Below are 18,894 nucleotides of genomic sequence, written 5' to 3' on the forward strand. Positions count from 1 at the left end.
ATCCGGCGTCGCGCGCGCAACCACTCCCCGTAGACTCCCTCCCGTGACACGCCACGGGCCGAGGGGCAAGATGGCCTGAGCGAGTCGGCAAGAAGCGGTAATCAGGGAGGAAGCGTCGTCGTGAGCAGCAGGCCATCCCGAGGCGCTGCTCGCCTCGCAGCCATACTCGACGCACTGCCGGACGCGCTGGTCCTGGTCAACGCCAACGGCACGGTCGTCAACGCCAACGCCATCGCGCTGGAGGCGTTCGAAACGCCCGGGACCGCGCTCGTCGGGCGCGGTCTGCTCGATCTGCTGCCGGGGTTCGACTCCCGGCTCATCCCCGGCTCCATGCGGCGCCCGGACACCATCGACGAGCGCGGGCGCACCAAGCCGACGCGGATGACCGCACGGCGCACGGACGGCACCGAGTTCCCCGTCGAGGTCACCAGCTCCCCGCTGGAGGACGGCAGGACCGCGTACGACGCCCATGGGTACACCGGCGACGAACTGCTCATGCTGGTCGTCAGGGACCTTTCGGGCACGGTGGACACCGAGGCCGAACTCGCGCGCTCCCAGCGGCAGACCGAGATGATCCTGCGGGCCGCGGCCGAGGGCGTCGTCGGCACGGACACCGACGGACGGGTCGTCCTCGTCAACCCGGCGGCCGCCCAGATACTGGGTTTCCGGGCCAGTGACCTCGGCGGGCAGGAACTGCACCCGCTGGTCCTGCACTCGCGCGCCGACGGCGAGCCCTTCCCGTACGAGGAGTCCCCACTCGCCGACACGCTGCGCTCGGGCCGCAAACACCGGGTGCGCGGACAGGTCCTGTGGTCCAAGAGCGGCGCCAAGGTGCCGGTGGACCTGACGACGTCGCCGGTGCGCGACGGGGACCAACTGGTCGGCGCGGTGATGACGTTCACCGACCGCAGGCCCTACGACGAGCTGAACGAGAAGTACGAGGCCGCGCTCGCCCGGCACGAGGACGAGATCCGCGCCGCCGCCGAGCGGCGCGCCGCCGAGATCGAGGCCGCCGAGGAGCAGCGGGCCGAGGAACTCGCCGCCGAGCAGGAGCGGTACGCGGCGCTCGCCGAGCGCGAGAAGGACCGCTTCGAGGAACTCGCCGAACGCGAGAAGGGGCGGTACGACACCCTGGCCGCGCGGCACGAGCAGCTGCTCGCCGTCCTCGGCTCCTCGCTGCGCGGGCCCCTGGACGAGCTGCGCCGCGAACTGGCCGCGCTCGCCTCGGACGACGCGGGCCAGCTGTGGCCCGAGGCCAACCAGGTCCTGCACCACCTGTCGGCCGGGTACGCCCGGATGACCACCCTCGTCGACAACGTCCTCGGCTTCCAGCGGCTCGACGCGGGCGACGAACAGCTTTCCCGTACGACGGTCATGCTCGACGCGGTCGTCGCCGCCGGTGTGGAGGGCGCGGTCGAACTGATCGGCCCCGGCCGCGCGCAGTTCGCGGTGCACGCGCCGCCGATAGAGCTCACGGTCGACCCGGAACGCCTCGCCACGGCGCTCGCCCACCTCGTCGCGGACGTCGCGGGCATCGACGCGACCGGCAACACGCGCGCGGGTGCTGGTTCCGGTGCCGGTGTCGCCGGGGTCGCCGCGGCGGGTGGCTACGTCGACTCCACCATCGTCGTGGCCGCGGCCCAGCGCGGCGAGGTGGTCCGCATCGAGGTTCGGGGGCCTTACGCCGGGGGCGACCCGGTCCACGAGCCGATCGTGCGGGGCATCGTGCGGGCGCACGGCGGCGTGCTCCAGACGCACGAGGTGCCGGGCATGAGCGGCAGTGCGTACGTCCTCGAAGTACCGATGGGATCGGGCTCTTCGGAGAGCGGTGGTTCCGGGGGCGGCGCTACGGGTGTGGTGAGTGGGGGGCAGGCAGGCGACTCTTCGGCCGCTGTGGGCTCTTCGAGTTCTTCGGGCTCTTCGGGCTCTTCGGGCTCTTCGAGTTCTTCGGGCTCTTCGGAGAGGGCGATTTCGGCGGGGGCCGTCCCCGGGGCGGGTGCTTTTCCCGGTAGTTCGGTGATGGTGCCCGAGCAGGCCATGGGCGGCTCCGGTGGTGGCGGGCGTCGGCGGGCTCGGCGTTCCTCGGTGGACTCCTTCCTGGAGAGTGCTGTTCCGGGAGCCTCTGAGGGTTCTTCGGTTGGTACGGAGGGTGGCGCGGTGGCGTCGCCGACCGGCACGGGCACGGGCACCGGCACCGGCACGGGCACGGGGCGACGCAGGGGGCGGCGCGCGGCGGAGGCGGCCTCTTCGGAGACGCTCGGTTCCGGTTCGGTGACCGCTGATCCGGAGAGCGGTACCGGTGTGGGGGCGGACGCTTCGGAGACGTTCGGTGGCGTGTCCGGCGTGTCCGGCGTGTCCGGCGTGTCCGGCGCTTCCGGCGGTACGGGGCGGCGGCGAGGTCGTCCGAGCGCCGCGGAGGGCGCCGTGATGACGGCGGCCGAACACGCGGCCGGATCTGCCGCGTTGGGCGAGACGGTGCCACCGCAGGGCGTGCCCGTCGCCGATGCCGAAGGGGCGACCGGACGTCGGGCCCGTCGGATCGGCGAACAGCACGCGCTGCCCGCGCTGGCTTCGGGTTCTTCCGAGGCGTCCGGCGCCTCCACGGGCGCCGAGCTTGCCGCCGTCGAGGCCGGGGCCGGGCACGGCGACCCCACCACGCGGCCCACGGGACGGCGGGCGCGCCGTGCGCTGGCCGCCGCCAAGGAGCGTGCCGCCGCGGAGGAGGCGAACAGTGGACGCGTCTTCGCGCTGCCGCCCGCCACGGCCGACCGCACGCCGGGCCAGGACGTCGCGGGGTACGCCCCCGCCGGTCATGCCGCGGGCCAGGAGTACGCGGCCGCGCAGGAGATCACCGGGCAGCACGCCGCGACCGCGGGCCGAGGCGGCGACGACCACACGCCGCCGCAGCCCCATCCGACGCAGGCGCCGACGGGCCACCGTTCGCGCCGAGGGCCGGCCCAGGCGCCGCGGGCCGCGCAGGCCCCACAGGTTCCTCAAGCCCCGCAGTCCCCGCAGTCCCCGCAGGCCCCGCAGGCCCCGCAGGCCCCGTACACGCCGGAGGCCGGTCCGCAGGCGTCTGCGCCCGGTCGGGGCCGTCGGCCCCAGGACCAGACCGCGCCGCAGCCCCAGCGGAGTGGCGGTGGCGCCGCGCCCGGCCCGCTGCCCGCACCGCAGCCGTGGCCCGACGGCACGACTCCGCCCGGCGGCGTACCCGCTCAGGGCACCCCGCACGGGGCGGGCACCCCGGCGCACGGCACCCCTCACGCGGCGGGAACCCCCGCGCACGGCACCCCCGCGCACGGTACGCAGGCGCGAGCGGCACAGCTGCTGCCCGCCGAGGCTCCTGCCGGGGACCCCAACTCGACCCAGGGACGCTCGATCAGCGTGCGCACCCTCGGGCAGGGCGTGCCGTTCGGCCAGCAGGTGCCCGCCGAGCAGCAGCGCGGCCCGCAGGGCGGCACGTCCGTACCGGGTCAGGGCCACGGCCAGCAGCCGCCGAGGAACGCCCGGATCCCCCAGGCACCACAGCCTCCACAGCCCCCGTTGCCGCCCCAGGCCCCGGCGCCCGGCCAGGCGGCCACCGCGGCGGGTCCGATGCCGGTACCGCAGACCGCGCCGCCCGCCGGCGCACCTTCCCCCCACGCGCCGTCGGCCGCGCCCAAGGGCCGCCCGGAAGCGGGCCGGCCACAAAGTCCTGGCCAAAGCCAAAGTCCTGGCCAAGGCCAAGGTCATGGCCAAGGGCAGGCTCAGCCGCAGGTCGGCGCCGCGCAGTCGAACACGCTCGGCGGCTCCGGACGCCGACGCCGCCTCGGCACGCCCCCCGACCCCGCGACCGACGAGCGCCCCGAGGCCTCGGCCCGCCCGCACCCGCACCCCCAGCCGCCCACCTCGGCACACCCCCAGTCCCGTATCCCGTCCGCCACCGAGGGCGCCGGACGTTCGTACGCGATCGGTGCCCCCGACGAGGACGCGGACGAGGGCCCGGAGCCGCTGGACGGTCCCGGCGGTGCCGTCGAGATCGCGAACCGGCCCCAGCCCCAGCCGATGGACGACGAGTTGCCGCCCGAGCCGCTGGACAACCCGCGTCGTCTCCTGGTGTGGCCCGCGCCCGACGTCACCACGCAGCAGGCCCTGAGCGACCGCGGCTACCGCCCGGTGATCGTGCACTCGCGGGAGGAGGTCGACGCGCAGATCGCGGCGTTCCCCGCGGCGCTCTTCGTCGACCCGCTGACCGGGCCGATCACGCGTACGGCGTTGCAGTCGCTGCGTCAGGCCGCCGTGGCCGCCGAAGTGCCCGTGCTCGTGACGGCGGGCCTCGGGCAGGCGACGCGCGAGGCGGCGTACGGCGCCGATCCCGCCGTACTCCTGAAGGCGCTCGCGCCGCGCGACAGCGAGCAGCACCCTCCGCGCGTCCTGCTCATCGAGGAGCACGAGGAGATCGCGCTCGCCCTGACCGCCACGCTGGAGCGGCGCGGCATGCAGGTCGCGCGGGCCGAGAGCGACGCGGACGCGGTGACGCTCGCGGCGCAGATGCGGCCGAACCTCGTGGTGATGGACCTGCTCCAGGTACGTCGCCGCAGGGCCGGAATCGTCGACTGGCTGCGCGCGAACGGGCAGTTGAACCGCACTCCGCTGGTCGTCTACACGGCGGCCGTCGACAAGACGGACCTGCCGAAGCTCGCGGCGGGCGAGACCGTGCTGTTCCTGGCGGAGCGCTCCACCAGCACTGAGGTGCAGAGCCGGATCGTGGACCTGCTGGCGAAGATCGGCACGAACTAGCGGCACGGCGGCCGTCTGGCTCCAGGAGCCTGTGTGACACAGGCTCACACGGGCTCACAGGGCTCACACGGGCTCTAAGCAGTTATGCGCCGCACCGCCGCCTTGATCGAGGCGCGCAGCTGCTCGCGGTCGGTGTCCTCGTCGCCGACGAGGATGCGCCGCATCTGCGGCACGGCCGTGGACCAGCCGGCCAGCGCGACCACCATGAAGAGCAGGTGGGACGCGGGGATCTCGTCGCCGATGACGCCCCGGGCCTGAGCGTCGGCCAGCACGGCGACCTTGCGGTCGTAGTGGTCGCGGCGCTCCGGCTCGTCGGGGAGCTCGTCCGTGTCGTACTCGATGCCCTCCCAGAAGAGCAGGCGCAGCAGCTCGGGGTGGGCGGCGTGGTAGTCCATCAGCCGGTCCATCCAGCCGTCCATGTCGTCCGCGTCGACGGGGTTGGCGACGGCCATCTCCAGCATCCGCGCCTCCAGGACCTGCGTGAACAGCTCCGCCTTGTTGCCGAAGTAGGCGTAGATGAGCTGCTTGTTCGCCTTCGCCTGACTCGCGATGCGGTCGATGCGGGCGCCCGCGATGCCGTACCGGGCGAACTCGGCGACCGCCGCATCGAAGATCCGCGCCTTGGTGGCCTCGGGGTCTCTCACTGCCATGCGCACAGGGTAGGCGAACCCGTTCGGGTAACCAACTGTTTGGTTGCTTGACAGACCGGCCGCAGCAGGCGCAGACTTTTTCCAACCAACCAGTTGGTTGCCAGCACTCGACTGGCGCCCCGCCCATTCGTCACGGCAACCGGCTACGAGCTACCGGCTGCCGACTACCGGCCTGCGGCTACGCGAAGGAGTCCAGCTCCCTCATGCCTTCAGCACCCACCTCACCGCCCTCAACCACCGCACATGAAGCACCTGTACGTGAGGCACCCACTCACCAAACAACTGCACACGAAGCACCCGCTCAAGAAGCACCCCCCACCGCCGTACCTCAAGGCGTCTTCCTCGTCCTCATAGCCGTCTGCACCGCGGTGACGGCCGCCAACATCTACATCGCCGCGCCGCTGCTCCCCCTGATCGCCCGCGACTTCGGGTCCACCCCGTCGGCCGTCGCGTGGGTCGCCTCGGTGGCCCAGTTCGGTTACGCGGCGGGTCTGCTGTTCTTCGCCCCGCTCGGAGACCGGGTGAACCGCCGCGGGCTCGTCGCGGTGCTCTCCGTCGTCGCGGCGGTGGCGCTCGCCCTGGGCGCGACCACCTCGGGGACCACCGCGCTCGCCGCCACCGTCCTGGTGGCCTCCGCGGCCACGGTCGTGCCGCAGTTGCTCGTGCCGCTGGTCGCCGAGCGGGCGCCCGCGCACCGGCGGGCCAGCCATGTCGCGGCGGTCATAGCCGGTCTCTTCGCCGGAATCGTCGCGGCCCGCGTGCTCGGCGGCCTCGTCGGCCAGGCCTTCGGCTGGCGCTACGTCTTCGTGGGCGCCGCCGTCCTCACCGCACTGCTCGGCCTGGCCTCCGCCGCCGTGCTGCCCGCCGAGCGGCACCGTAGGACGGGACCGCTCTTCGCCGGTCTCGCCCAACTCCCCGGTGTGGTGCGCGGCTCCGCCGAGCTGCGGGGCGCCTGCGTCCGCCAGGCCGGGATGTACGGGGCGTGGAGCGCGCTGTGGACCTCCCTGGCCGTGCTGCTCACCGAGAGCGGAGACGGTGGGTACGGCATGACGACCGCCACCGCGGGCCTCTTCGGGCTCTTCGGTCTCGCGGCCGCCGTCGTGGCGCCGCTCGCGGGCGGGCTCGTCGACCGCTTCGGCGCGGCCAAGGTCGTCGCGTACGCGTATGCCACGGCGGCGGTCTCCGTGCCGCTCTTCTGGCTGGGCGGCGGCGCCCTCTGGGCTCTCTGCGCGGGGGCGGTCGCCCTTCACGTGGCGCTGGTCGCCAACCACATCGCCAACCAGACGTTGGCGCTGACGACCACCTCAACACCGGCGGTGGCCAACACCGCCTATGTGGTGGCCGGCTTCGCGGGCGGCGCGCTGGCCTCCGCCCTCGCGGGCACCGCGTTCACGCAGTGGGGCTGGACGGGTGTGTGCGCGGTCGCCGCCCTCTGGCTCGCACTCGGCTGGGCGTCGACCGCGATACCGGCCCGGCGCGGTGGCAGGAAGCCCGTCGGCACCGCCGGGACGGCGTGACGACCACCCTCAGCCGACTCCCGACTCCCGACTCCCGACTCCCGACTCCCGACTGCCAACTCCCAACTGCCAACCCCCGGCCCCGCCCCCGCGCCCGTCCCGCTCCGACCCTGGTCGCGTCAGAGCCGCGTGACGTCCAGCTCGCCCGCCGCGTACTGCCGGCGCAGGACCTTCTTGTCGAACTTGCCGACGCTGGTCTTCGGTACCGCGGTGACGATCGCCCAGCGTTCGGGTAGCTGCCACTTGGCGATGCTGCCCGCGAGGAAGTCACGGAGGGAGGTGTAGTCGGCGGTCGCGTTCTCCTTCAGCACGACTGTGGCGAGCGGTCGTTCGCCCCACTTGTCGTCGGGCACGGCCACGACCGCGGCCTCGGCGACGTCAGGGTGGGACATCAGGGCGTTCTCCAGCTCGACCGACGAGATCCACTCGCCGCCCGATTTGATGACGTCCTTGGCCCGGTCGGTGAGGGTGAGGAAGCCGTCCGCGGTGATCACGCCGACGTCACCGGTCTTCAGCCAGCCGTCCTCGCTGAACTTGTCCCCGGGCCTGAGGGCTTCACCGCCCGCGCCGCCGTAGTAGGCGCCCGCGATCCAGGGGCCGCGCACCTCCAGCTCCCCGGCCGACTCGCCGTCCCACGGCAGGTGTTCGCCACCGGGTCCGACCAGGCGGGCCTCGACCCCGGCGGGGAAGCGGCCCTGCGTGAGCCGGTAGTTGAACTCCTCTTCGGTGCCGACGGCGTGGGCCGGGGGGCGGGCCACCGTGCCGAGCGGGGACGTCTCCGTCATGCCCCAGGCGTGGCAGACCTGCATTCCGAGCCGGTCGAAGGCCTCCATCAGGGACGGCGGGCAGGCCGAGCCGCCGATGGTGACCTGGCCGAGCGAGCTGACGTCGCGCGGCTTCGCGGTGAGTTCGGCGAGCAGGCCCTGCCAGATGGTGGGGACGGCGGCCGCGTGCGTGGGCCGCTCCGCCTCGATCATCTCGGCGAGCGGGGCGGGCTGCAGGAAACGGTCCGGCATCAGCATGTTCACGCCGGTCATGAGGGTCGCGTGCGGCAGGCCCCAGGCGTTGACGTGAAACTGCGGGACGACGACCAGCGACGTGTCCGCGTCCGTGAGGCCCATCGACTGCGCCATGTTGACCTGCATGGAGTGCAGGTAGATCGACCGGTGGGAGTAGACGACACCCTTGGGGTCACCGGTGGTGCCGGAGGTGTAGCACATGGACGCCGCGGCCCGCTCGTCCAGCTCGGGCCAGTCGTAGGCGGTGGGCTTGCCCGCGATCAGTTCCTCGTACTCGTGCACCTGAACGTCGGCACCCGCCAGCAGGGAACGGTCGCCGGGGCCCGAGACCACCAGGTGCTCGACGCTCGTCAGGCGCGGCAGGAGAGGTGCGAGCAGGCCGAGGAGGGAGCCGTTGACGATGATGACGCGGTCGGCGGCGTGATTGACGATCCACGTCAGCTGGTCCGCGGGCAACCGCAGATTGAGGGTGTGCAGGATGGCGCCCATACAGGGCACGGCGAAGTAGGCCTCGACGTGCTCGGCGTTGTTCCACATGAACGTGGCAACTCGCTCGTCGTCCGTGACGCCGAGGTCATCGCGTAGGGCGTTGGCGAGCTGGGCCGTGCGTTCACCGAGCTCGCGATAGCTGCGGCGCTGCGGTGCGCCCTCGCCGGTCCAGGTCGTGACCTGCGATGCCCCGTGCACGGTCATGCCGTGCCGGAGGATGCGGGTGACGGTCAGCGGTACGTCCTGCATCGTGCTCAGCACGGCGTCCTCCTGGGGCGACATTGCCTACGCGGCAGTAAGGGCTGCGCTGATTCTGCGCGCATACCGCTTGGTATGTCACTACTCCAGAGGATGATCGATCATCGGCCGCACCCTTGACGGCCCTTGAACGCCCCGCTCAGCGGACCGGCGTCAGCTCCGGGTCCTCGCGCAGCTTGCCGAGCGCACGGGAGACCGCGCTCTTGACGGTGCCGATGGACACCCCGAGCACCTCGGCAGTCTGGGCCTCACTGAGGTCCTCGTAATACCTGAGGACGACCATCGCCCGCTGCCGCGCCGGCAGCTTCATGATCGCGCGCCACATCGCGTCCCGGAGCACCTGCTGCTCCGCCGGGTCCCCGACCGGCGTCACATCGGGCTCCGGCAGCTCGTCGCACGCGAACTCGTCGATCTTCCGCTTGCGCCACTGCGACGTGCGCGTGTTCAGCAGGGCCCGGCGGACGTACCCGTCGAGCGCACGGTGGTCCTCGATCCGGTCCCACGCGACATACGTCTTGGTGAGCGCGGTCTGCAGCAAGTCCTCGGCATCGCTCGGATTCGCCGTGAGCGAGCGGGCGGTGCGCAGCAGTACGGGCTGGCGGGCCCGTACATAAGACGCGAACGACGGGTACGCGGAGGGCCCGGTGGCCCTCATCGGCCCCGGGCGCCGCGTCGCGGCCTTCGATGCGCTGGTGCACACGGACACCATGGATGCGGTCATGGCTCCACGCTAGAAGCGCCCCCTACTTCTGCGGATCGGCCGCAGGTCCCGAAGCGGTGTCCGCCTCAGGTTGTACGAGTGGGGTTGGCTCCACCTCCTACAGGTGGAGGAGACGGAGCACCCCTCTGAGGGTTCACCCCCGAGAACCGCCCGGCGCACCTCGCCCCCGGACGGTGGTCGGCCTACCGAATGCGTGCCACGGGGGCGTGCACCTCATTGCGGTCGATCCACAGCGTGCGCCCGCCGTGCCGCTCCTTCACGTTCCCCGCGTACTGGTGGATGCGCCGGGCCGGCTGCCAGGCGTTGCGGGCGAGAACGGGCTCGCCGGCCAGGTTCGGCCTGGTGTGCCAGCGCGCGAACCACATGACGCCCGGCAGGTCCCGAACGCCCGCCCGCCGTGCCTGCTCCATGTGCCGCACACCGGCGTCGGCGCTGCTGTAGAACCCGGGGATGTAGCCGTGCTTGCGGACCTCGCGGCTCCAGGACCTGACGAAGGAGAGCGTGGTGTAGGCGCAGCTCTTGTTGCGGTAGTCGTACGCCTCCATGTCGAGGTAGAGCGGGCTCTGCTGCCGGAGCCCGAAGGCCTTCGCCACGCGTACCGCCTCGTGCCCCTCCTGGCTCCCCTGGCCCCAGGGGTTCCGTCCGATGCGTACGTGCTTCTTGTTCTTCGCGACCACACACGGCGACTGCGATCCGACGTACACCGGAAGGACCCGCCAGCCCATCCCCTTCATCGCGCGCATCCAGGCGTGGTTCAGGTTCGGTTGGTTCTTGCAGGCCCGGCCGTGGCCCGCGTAGTAGACGCCGACCGCGCCGTAGCTGGACTTGCGCCAGCGCCGCATCGTGTCGGTGGACGGGGTGATACAGGTGTCGAAGGCCCGGCCGTGGAAGGTCGACACCTTGGCGGGCGCCTGCGCACCGGGCCGGGCGGTACCGGCGGCGGCGTCCGGTGGCGACGCCGACAGGTCCGCCGTCAGGGCGGTCAGGACGAGGACAAGTCCAATGATCAGCTTTCTGAGACGCATAGGGCGAGTGAACGGGCCCGAGCGCGCGACAAGCCCGGGACACGCGGCACGTTCAGCCGTCCGCCCCCAGAATCAACCCCGATGTGGGAACACCCGTGCCCGCCGTGACCAAGGTGCGCGCGATTTCGGGTATCTGGTTCACGGAGGTGCCGCGCACCTGCCGGACGGCCTCCGCTATGCCGTTCATGCCGTGCAGGTACGCCTCGCCCAGCTGGCCCCCGTGCGTGTTCAGGGGGAGCCGCTCCTCGGCGACGAAGCCCGCGGCCTCCCCAGGAGGGCAGAATCCGAACTCCTCAAGCTGCATCAGCACGAACGGCGTGAAGTGGTCGTAGAGGATTCCGACGTCGATGTCGGCCGGGGCGAGGCCCGAGGTCCGCCACAGCTGCCGGGCCACCACATTCATCTCGGGCAGCCCGCTCAGGTCGTCGCGGTAGAAGCTGGTCATCTGCTCCTGCGCCCGCCCCGCGCCCTGAGCCGCCGCCACGATGACCGCCGGCGGGTGCGGAAGGTCGCGTGCCCGCTCCGCGCTCGTCACCACGATCGCCTGCCCGCCGTCGGTCTCCTGGCAGCAGTCCAGGAGCCGCAGCGGCTCAACGATCCAGCGCGACGCGGCGTGGTCCTCCAGCGTGATCGGCTTCCCGTGGAAGTACGCCGCGGGATTGGTGGCCGCGTACTTCCGGTCCATGACGGCGACGGGGCCGAAGGCGTCCGGCGCCAGCCCGTACGTGTGGAGGTAGCGCTGGGCCGCCATCGCCACCCAGGAGGCGGGGGTCAGCAGACCGAACGGCAGGGCCCAGCCGAGCGCGGCGCCCTCTGCGGACGGTTCCCGCTGCTGCACTCCGGAGCCGAACCTACGGCCCGAGCGTTCATTGAACGCGCGGTAGCAGACGACGACTTCGGCCACCCCTGCCGCCACCGCGAGCGCCGCCTGCTGAACGGTGGCGCAGGCTGCCCCGCCGCCGTAATGGACGCGGGAGAAGAAGGACAGCTCCCCGATACCGGCCGCCTGGGCGACGGTGATCTCCGGGTTGGTGTCCATGGTGAACGTGACCATGCCGTCGACGTCGGCAGGGGCGAGTCCGGCGTCGTCGAGCGCGGCGCCGACCGCCTCGACGGCTAGCTTGAGCTCGCTGCGCCCCGAGTCCTTGGAGAACTCGGTCGCCCCGATGCCGACGATCGCGGCCTTCCCGCCGAGGCTGTCGCGCGTACGGACACTCATGCGGCGCCTCCCGCGGGAACGGTCACCGTGACCGTGCCGGTGACGTGCTTGCCGATGGCGTTGGCCCCGACGACCCTGACAACGGCCGTCTCACCTCCGGGTGCGGGCTCGACCCGCTCGACGGTTCCCCTCAGGACCATCGTGTCTCCCGGATAGTTGGGCGCCCCGAGCCTGATGGCCACCTTGCGCAGGACGGCGGTCGGGCCGAAGTGGTCGGTGATGTACCGGCCGACCAGGCCGTTCGTGGTGAGTATGTTCATGAAGATGTCGGGGGAGCCCTTGGCCCTCGCCAGCTCCGCGTCGTGGTGCACGTCCTGGTAGTCGCGGGACGCGATGGCCCCGGCGACGATCAGCGTGCGAGTGATCGGAACCTCCAGCGGAGGCAGCTCTTCGCCCTGCGTCATACGGACTCCCCCTCGGCCACTGACTCCCCCTCGGCTATCGGCTCCGCCTGGGCCACTGACTCGCCCTCGGCTATCGGCTCACCCTCGGCAACCGACCGACTCTCCGCTATCAGCTCCCCCAACTCCTCCAGCACCTCGCTGCCGCAGCCCAGATACGCGTCCAGCTGTCGCCCCCACAGGAAGTGCCGGTGCACGGGGTGGCCCAGGTCGGCGCCCACGCCGCCGTGCAGGTGCTGGCCCGTGTGCACGACGCGGGTGCCCGCCTCCGACGCCCACCAGGCGGCGGTGAGCGCGTGCGTGTCGTAGGGAAGACCGGCGTCGTGGCGCCAGGCCGCCTCGTAAGCGGTGACCCGTATCGCCTCGGTGTCCATGTAGGCATCGGCGGCCCGAAGTTGCACGCCCTGCTTGGCGGCCAGAGGGCGGCCGAACTGCTCCCGCGCGTTCGTGTGGGCCACCGCGCGGGCCAGCGAACCCGCACACACCCCGGCCTGCAGCCCGGCGAAAGCCGTACGCGCACTGGCCAGTACGTCTTCGTACGCCGAGGGGCCGCCGAGACGCTCCCCCGGAGCCCGGTCGAGGACGAGCCGCCCCGCCGCCCAGGGCGCGGTCAGCTCCACCGGCTCCACCCGCGCGTCGGCCACCCGCACCAGCCACAGACTCCGGTCGGCGGCCGCCACCAGGACCTGCGTCGCATCCCGCAGCCAGGGCACCCACGACACCGTGCCGCTCAGCACCCCGCCCCCGGCCGCCTCGACCCCGCCCCGGGCAGGAAAGGCACCCGTCACGACCACGCTCCCCTGCCGCAGTCCGGGCAGCAGCCGGTCCCGCTGCGCGGGCGTGCCGTGCGCGGCCACCGCGAGCAGGCCGTAGACACAGCTTGCTGCGAACGGCACCTGGGCCGTGGTCCGCCCCTGCTCCTCCAGGAGCAGCACGAGTCCGAGCAGCCCGATGTCCTCCACCGCGCCCGGCAGCCCCGCGGCGCACAGCGCCTTCCACAGCTCGGCGTCCGAACCGGTCCCGGCCGCCGCGAGCCGCTCCGGTGTGGCCAGATCGGTGAAGATCTCCCCGGCGAGGTCCCGCGCGGCCGCCTGCTCCTCCGTGGGCGTGAAGTCCATGTCAGCCTCCACTCCCCGCAGCGCCGCCCACGGCACGGAACATCGGCAGCTCCAGCTCGTCGTCGACGCGCCGGAATTCGAGCCGCACCGGCATCCCGATGCGCACCTTGTCGTACGGCACGCCGGTGACGTTGCTGATGATGCGCACGCCCTCCGCCAGTTCGACGAGCCCCACGGCGTAGGGCGGGTCGAAGGCCGGGAACGGGGGGTGGTGCATCACGACGTACGAATAGACCGTGCCCTCGCCGCTCGCCTCGACCGTGTCCCACTCGGGCGAACCGCAGACGTTGCAACCCGGCAGCCAGGGGAAGCGGAGCTCGCCGCAGCCGGCGCAGCGCTGGATCAGCAGGCGGTGGTCGGCGACGCCCGCCCAGAATCCGGCGTTGTCGCGATTGACGACGGGGCGGGGTCGGGGGCGCGTGCCCTTCGGTGGCTGCTTCGACGGCTGCCCCGCCGACTCTGCCGATCCCGCCGCCCCCGCCGATCCCGTTCCCATCGAACCCGCCGCCCCCGCCGCCCCCGCCGCCCCCGCCGGTGCGTACTTGAGGATGCGGAAGCGATGCGTTCCCGCGAGTTCGCCGCCTGCGCGGACGTCCATCCGGGTCGTGACGAAATGGCCCGTACCCAGTTTGGTCGTCTTGCGCTCCGAGACCGATTCGATCATCGCGTCGAAGGTGATCTCGTCACCGGGCCGCAGCGCCCGTAGATACTCCTGCTCGCAGTCGGTGGCGACCACTGAGGTGTACCCCGCGTCGTCAAGGAGCGCGAACAGCTCGTCGTGGGCTCGGAAACGCCCGCCGTTCGCGGAGAGGCCGCCCATCGTCCAGGCCTGCAGCATGGTCGGCGGCGCCACCGGATCCGCGCCCGCATACGCGGCATTGGTGTCGCCCATCGCCTCGCACCAGTGCCTGATCATCGGCCGATTGACCGGGTCCTTGCCGCGACCCTCCTCCTCCGCCGCCCTGCCCTCGAACGCCTTCAACTCCGCGTACGCGATGTCCTTCACCGTCGTCGCCATCGTCGCCGTCGCACTCACCCCTGCCACTCCCCTCACCCCCATCACCGCCGCCCCCTTCGCATGCCGAGCCGCATCGTCGCGACGATCTCCCGCTGCACCTCGCTCACCCCGCCCCCGAAGGTGTTGATCTGCGCCGCCCTGTTCATCCGCTCCAGCTCGCCGTCCCCGAACCGGCCCGGCGAACCGGCCCGGACGAGCCCCGCCTCCCCCGTGATCTCCTGACATATTCGGTACACCGCCACGGCCGATTCGGTTCCCATGAACTTCACGCCGCTCGCGTCGCCCGGCGCCGGACCACCCGCGCCCGCATCGCCCACATCACCCACCAGACGCCAGCTGAGCAGGCGCGTCGCCGCCAGGCGCGCATGCGTCTCGGCCAGCCGCGACCGCACCCACTGCGCGTCAATCCGGCGCTCGCCCGTCACCGGATCGAGCAAGCCCGCATGGTCCAGGGCGGCTGCGTAGAAGTCCTCCGCCTGCATGCCGAGCGCGGCGAGCGCCACCCGCTCGTGGTTGAGCTGGTTGGTGATGAGGCTCCACCCGCCGTTCTCCTCACCGACGAGGTTCGCGGCGGGGACCCGGATCCCGTCGTAGTACGTCGCCGTCGTCGTCAGCCCGCCCACCGTCTCGATGGGCGTCCAGGAGAAGCCGGGGTCGTCGGTCGGTACGAGCAGGATCGAGATGCCCTGGTGCTTGGGGGCGTCGGGGTCGGTCCGGCAGGCCAGCCAGATCCAGTCGGCGTTCTGCGCGTTCGAGGTGAAGATCTTCTGGCCGTCGATCAGCCAGTCGCCACCGCCGTCACCAGCACTGCCATCGGAACTGCCATCGGAACTGTCATTGGGACCAACCCGTACCGCCCTCGTCCGCAGCGACGCGAGATCCGTCCCGGCTGACGGCTCGCTGTAGCCGATCGCGAAGACGAGGTCACCGCTGAGGATGCGCGGCAGGAAGGTGGCCTTCTGCTCCTCGGTCCCGTACTTCATCAGCGTCGGCCCGACGGTGTTCAGGGTGACCATCGACACCGGCGCGCCCGCGCGGTAGGCCTCGTCGAAGAAGACGAACTGCTCGTCGGCGCCGCGCCCTTGGCCCCCGTACTCAACCGGCCAGCCGAGCCCGAGCATGCCGTCGGCGCCGATCCGGCGCAGCAGGCGGCGCTGGGCCTGCGCGTCGGTGCTGTCGGGCGGTCCCTCCGGCATCACGTCGCGGAAGTAGGCGCGCAGTTCGGCGCGGAGTCGGCGCTGACGTTCGGTGGGGGCGAGGTGCACGGTGGCGGCCTCTCCATCTCGTACCGACAAGGGTTTCTGACTGTCCGTCAGATACCGTACCGGTGTCAAGAGATCGCCCGGGGCGGGCTCCCGAGCATCACCCCCCTCCCTCTGCGCCCGACAGCGCCCCACCCCGAACACGCCTGTGCGGCGGCGCCGAAGCACCGCCGCACAGGACGTCACACCCCACAGCGCACGCCCCCAGGAGTCGTCCCGAGCGACTCCGGAGGCCGACGGCTCACCAGAGGTTGGCGAAGTTGACCGCGACGTTCTCGTTCGACTGGTAGATCGGCGTGAAGGCGGAGCCGTTGGCCTGGGCGGTGTTGCTCTGGTTGGAGGCGCCGCTGCCGACGGCCTGCTGCTGCGTCGTGGACGAGTTGCCGCTGTTGTTGTGGCCGACGCCACTGCCGTTCACGGTCGCCACACCCGCGTTCGATCCGTTGTCCGCGAATGAGCCGTTGTCGGCCGTCGCGATGCCCGAGAAGAGCGCCGCAGCCAGCGGCACAGCGGCGGCGGCGGCGATGATGCGGGCGGTACGGATGCTTGCCATGTCTATTCCTCCAGAGCACGAGATACGCACCGGCCGAGAGCCGGCTGTACCGGAAGTAAGGCTTGTGCCATGGCGGTTGGCCTGCCGCCCTGGCGATCTGCACGACGTCGCGACTCCAGAGTTGCCCACCGAATCCCCGGCGAACCACCTTGGAAGTGCCGATTCCCCCGCAAGCGTGGTGACTTATTGATAAACATTCTTCGCGCCCCCTGAGCCCCGGTGCGGTTCGGCGCAGACTCTGTCCAACCGCAGCTCAGGCCAGGCGCCGCACGGGGCGAACCGTTCCGGCAGGTCTTCATGACCGCCCCGCGCGAGGGGGCGCCGCCCCCTCCCAATCGCGCTCCCCCCGCCGCCTCCACCCCACCGCCTCTTCCCTTCTTCGAACGTACGTACGAAAATGGAGTCATGGCCCCCACCGACCGCCATGCCGCCGACCGCGACACCCCCGACCACGACACCCCCGACCCCCTCGCTCCCGACCGCCGAACCTCCACCCTCGCGCTCGCCCACGCCCTGTCCGCCGCCGAGCGCGGCCTCGCGGTGATCCCGCTGTCCCGCACCAAGCTCCCCGCCCTGCGCTCGCCCCACCACGAGGCCCCCCAACCGGCCCTCTGCCACGGCGAATGCGGCCGCCCAGGGCACGGTGTGTACGACGCGACGACCGACCCTCAGCGCATCCGTGAACTCTTCGCCGCAGCCCCCTGGGCCACCGGTTACGGCATCGCCTGCGGACTGCCGCCGCACCATCTGATCGGCGTCGACCTGGACACCAAGTCCGGTACGGACGCTCCGGCGGCCCTGCGCGAACTGGCGCTTCGCCACCTCTTCACGATCCCCGACACCGTCGTCGTGGCCACGCCGAGCGGCGGTCGTCACATCTGGCTGACAGGACCGGCCCACACCGTGGTCCCCAACTCGGCGGGCCGGCTCGCCCCCGGCATCGACATCCGGGGTGCGGGCGGCTACCTCGTCGGCCCCGGGTCCCGCACCGAACACGGGCTCTACACCACCGTGCCCGGCACCGCCCACCTGCCGCCCGCACCCTGCCCACCCGCGCTGCTGCGCCTGCTCGTGCCCCCACCGCGCGCCCACCACCGGCCGTCCCGCCCCGCGATGGACCTGCCGACCGGGCACCCCGACCCGGACTTGGACCCCCAACGTGGCCAAGGACTGGTTCAGTTCGTGCTCGCGGCGCACGACGGGCAGCGCAACACCCGCCTCTTCTGGGCCGCCTGCCGCGCCTACGAGAACGGCATCGGCGAGGCGCTGGCCCCGCAACTCGCCGATGCCGCCCTCCGCGTCGGCCTCACCGAACGCGAGGCCCACTCGACGATCGCCTCGGCGGCCCGACTGACGGGACACGCCTGACGGGGGCGCCTGAGGGGACGCCTGAGGGGACGCCTGACGGGCGCAGGAACGCCCGCGCTATCGCACATCCGTACGTCGCCGACCCCGCGCGGATGTCCACTGCCCCGAATGGAGGGCATGAACGTGTCCAGTGGCGCGACGACGCGTTGATCACGCGGGCGCCCGACAGGTGTGCTGCTCCTCTGCCGGAGCGACGTCTCGTTGTGGCCCGGCAGGGCGCCCTTCGACTGGCACGTACTCAAGGAGAAACAAGCATGTCCGCAATGAAGAAGACCACCGCTCTCGTGCTGGGTGCCGGCGCCCTCGTTGTGGGCGGGGCCGGTCTGGCCTCGGCCGACGCCGGTGCCCAGGGTGCCGCCGTGAACTCCCCGGGCGTGATCTCGGGCAACGCCATCCAGGTCCCGATCCACGTCCCGATCAACCTTTGCGGCAACACCATCGACATCATCGGGCTGCTCAACCCGGCCTTCGGCAACACCTGCGTCAACGACTGATCAAGTCCGTCGCGCTGACCAACCAGAGCACGTCGTAATCGGCTCAGCACACACGCCGTTGCAGGCGCAGCAAGCCGAAAGTGGCCCCTGGGAGAATTCCCAGGGGCCCCTTCACGTACAAGCCTCGTGGAGAGCGTGGCGTCCGAACGCAGCAGCCCTGATCAGGACGCCGGCGCCGATGGCACCGGGGCGGCCGGCGGTCGTCCGGCTCCGTACGCCGCGGCCATGGGGGAGTTGCCCGTGGTCACGAAGCTGCGGATGCCTTCCAGGTAGGTGTCGCGGTCGATCAGCCCGTCAAGGTCGGTGTCGAGAGCCTCGAATGCCGCGTCGGCGTCGCTTGCGGCATTCCCCGTCGCTGTACGAAGGCGGGTGAACTCCGCACGGCTCAGGCGTCCGTCGGAGTCGGTATCGGCGATGTCGAACAGGGAGCCCAGGGCGGGTCGGCAGGAGCGTTCAAACGCGTCACGCCCCACCCATGTGCGGTACTCCTCGAACGTCACGCGCCCGTCGCGGTCGCCGTCCATGTCCGCGAAGACCGCCTCGTGAGCGGCTCGCGAAGCAGCGACGACGGGATGATGGGCGTCGCGGCCCATCGCGGAGGCCGCGCGGTCGACCCGTGCGAGGTATTCCGCATGCGTGATCACGCCGTCTCCGTCCACATCCAGCATGGTGAAGATGCGGTGTTGCGGTGAGTCGAATCCTGAGCTGGACACTGGTTTTCCTCCCGGCCGCTTGCGCTGACGGCGCCAAGGTACCCACGAATCCGACAAAAGCGGCGCATCGGAGGCGACAGGGCGTGTGGCGGCTTTCCGACCTGCCCAACAGCGGGTCTGACGCTGATCAAGGCGAGACAGCGAGCACGAAAAGGGGTGTCCCTGAACGGGGACACCCCTTATGACCTGCGCACGCACTGAACTGCAAGCGGTGGGTGTGGGATTTGAACCCACGGTGGCGTGAACCACGACGGTTTTCAAGACCGCTACTGTTCCGCCACCCCCACCCC

Annotated in this window: 15 protein-coding genes and 1 tRNA gene; 4 read left to right on the forward strand and 12 right to left on the reverse strand. The window is 71.7% G+C overall.

Features of this window, described 5'->3' with window-relative positions; genetic code table 11:
• Positions 1 to 120 precede the first annotated feature (120 nt).
• Positions 121 to 4,779 carry a PAS domain-containing protein gene (locus ACFVYR_RS14195; protein ID WP_384254661.1) on the forward strand — a complete coding sequence of 1,553 codons (4,659 nt, stop codon included), beginning with the start codon at positions 121 to 123 and terminating at the stop codon, positions 4,777 to 4,779.
• A gap of 74 nt (positions 4,780 to 4,853) precedes the next feature.
• Here ACFVYR_RS14195 and ACFVYR_RS14200 read toward each other — a convergent pair whose 3' ends face one another.
• The gene (locus tag ACFVYR_RS14200; RefSeq protein WP_384254659.1) at positions 4,854 to 5,429 is read right to left on the reverse strand and encodes a TetR family transcriptional regulator; all 576 of its coding nucleotides are present in this window, start codon (positions 5,427 to 5,429) and stop codon (positions 4,854 to 4,856) included.
• A 203-nt stretch (positions 5,430 to 5,632) separates the two neighbouring features.
• On the opposite strand from ACFVYR_RS14200, the gene ACFVYR_RS14205 reads away from it, so the two are divergent.
• Positions 5,633 to 6,946 (forward strand): MFS transporter, encoded by a 1,314-nt coding sequence (locus tag ACFVYR_RS14205; protein ID WP_384254656.1) that lies wholly within the window; start codon positions 5,633 to 5,635, stop codon positions 6,944 to 6,946.
• A 119-nt stretch (positions 6,947 to 7,065) separates the two neighbouring features.
• Here ACFVYR_RS14205 and ACFVYR_RS14210 read toward each other — a convergent pair whose 3' ends face one another.
• The 9 genes from ACFVYR_RS14210 to ACFVYR_RS14250 form a co-directional block, all read right to left on the reverse strand.
• The gene (locus tag ACFVYR_RS14210) at positions 7,066 to 8,736 is read right to left on the reverse strand and encodes a long-chain fatty acid--CoA ligase (protein WP_384254653.1); all 1,671 of its coding nucleotides are present in this window, start codon (positions 8,734 to 8,736) and stop codon (positions 7,066 to 7,068) included.
• A 115-nt stretch (positions 8,737 to 8,851) separates the two neighbouring features.
• Positions 8,852 to 9,433 (reverse strand): SigE family RNA polymerase sigma factor, encoded by a 582-nt coding sequence (locus tag ACFVYR_RS14215; protein WP_384254651.1) that lies wholly within the window; start codon positions 9,431 to 9,433, stop codon positions 8,852 to 8,854.
• Positions 9,434 to 9,615: 182 nt separating this feature from the next.
• A complete protein-coding gene (locus ACFVYR_RS14220; RefSeq protein WP_384254648.1) occupies positions 9,616 to 10,458 on the reverse strand; it encodes a DUF1906 domain-containing protein in 843 nt (280 codons plus the stop codon).
• A gap of 52 nt (positions 10,459 to 10,510) precedes the next feature.
• Positions 10,511 to 11,677 (reverse strand): lipid-transfer protein, encoded by a 1,167-nt coding sequence (locus tag ACFVYR_RS14225; protein WP_384254646.1) that lies wholly within the window; start codon positions 11,675 to 11,677, stop codon positions 10,511 to 10,513.
• Positions 11,674 to 12,081, reverse strand: a complete 408-nt coding sequence (locus tag ACFVYR_RS14230; RefSeq protein WP_384254644.1) for a MaoC family dehydratase — start codon at positions 12,079 to 12,081, stop codon at positions 11,674 to 11,676. The genes ACFVYR_RS14225 and ACFVYR_RS14230 overlap by 4 nt, the downstream gene beginning before the upstream one ends.
• Positions 12,078 to 13,196, reverse strand: coding sequence for an acyl-CoA dehydrogenase family protein (locus tag ACFVYR_RS14235; RefSeq protein WP_384254641.1), 1,119 nt, complete (start codon positions 13,194 to 13,196; stop codon positions 12,078 to 12,080). Before ACFVYR_RS14235 ends, ACFVYR_RS14230 begins: the two co-directional genes overlap by 4 nt.
• Position 13,197: 1 nt before the next feature.
• Positions 13,198 to 14,214 carry a bifunctional MaoC family dehydratase N-terminal/OB-fold nucleic acid binding domain-containing protein gene (locus tag ACFVYR_RS14240; protein ID WP_384254695.1) on the reverse strand — a complete coding sequence of 339 codons (1,017 nt, stop codon included), beginning with the start codon at positions 14,212 to 14,214 and terminating at the stop codon, positions 13,198 to 13,200.
• A 41-nt stretch (positions 14,215 to 14,255) separates the two neighbouring features.
• A complete protein-coding gene (locus ACFVYR_RS14245) occupies positions 14,256 to 15,479 on the reverse strand; it encodes an acyl-CoA dehydrogenase family protein (protein ID WP_384254639.1) in 1,224 nt (407 codons plus the stop codon).
• 238 nt (positions 15,480 to 15,717) lie between these two features.
• Positions 15,718 to 16,029 carry a hypothetical protein gene (locus ACFVYR_RS14250; RefSeq protein ID WP_384254636.1) on the reverse strand — a complete coding sequence of 104 codons (312 nt, stop codon included), beginning with the start codon at positions 16,027 to 16,029 and terminating at the stop codon, positions 15,718 to 15,720.
• 405 nt (positions 16,030 to 16,434) lie between these two features.
• Here ACFVYR_RS14250 and ACFVYR_RS14255 point away from each other — a divergent pair, with 405 nt between their 5' ends.
• Together ACFVYR_RS14255 and ACFVYR_RS14260 are read left to right on the forward strand one after the other, a co-directional pair.
• Positions 16,435 to 17,397, forward strand: coding sequence for a bifunctional DNA primase/polymerase (locus ACFVYR_RS14255; RefSeq protein WP_384254634.1), 963 nt, complete (start codon positions 16,435 to 16,437; stop codon positions 17,395 to 17,397).
• A gap of 254 nt (positions 17,398 to 17,651) precedes the next feature.
• Positions 17,652 to 17,891, forward strand: coding sequence for a chaplin (locus ACFVYR_RS14260; RefSeq protein ID WP_384254632.1), 240 nt, complete (start codon positions 17,652 to 17,654; stop codon positions 17,889 to 17,891).
• A gap of 161 nt (positions 17,892 to 18,052) precedes the next feature.
• Here ACFVYR_RS14260 and ACFVYR_RS14265 read toward each other — a convergent pair whose 3' ends face one another.
• Positions 18,053 to 18,604, reverse strand: coding sequence for an EF-hand domain-containing protein (locus tag ACFVYR_RS14265; RefSeq protein WP_384254629.1), 552 nt, complete (start codon positions 18,602 to 18,604; stop codon positions 18,053 to 18,055).
• Positions 18,605 to 18,813: 209 nt separating this feature from the next.
• Positions 18,814 to 18,892, reverse strand: a tRNA-Ser gene (locus ACFVYR_RS14270).
• Positions 18,893 to 18,894: the final 2 nt, after the last annotated feature.

The organism is Streptomyces sp. NPDC058284 (assembly GCF_042881135.1).
Lineage (GTDB): Bacteria > Actinomycetota > Actinomycetes > Streptomycetales > Streptomycetaceae > Streptomyces.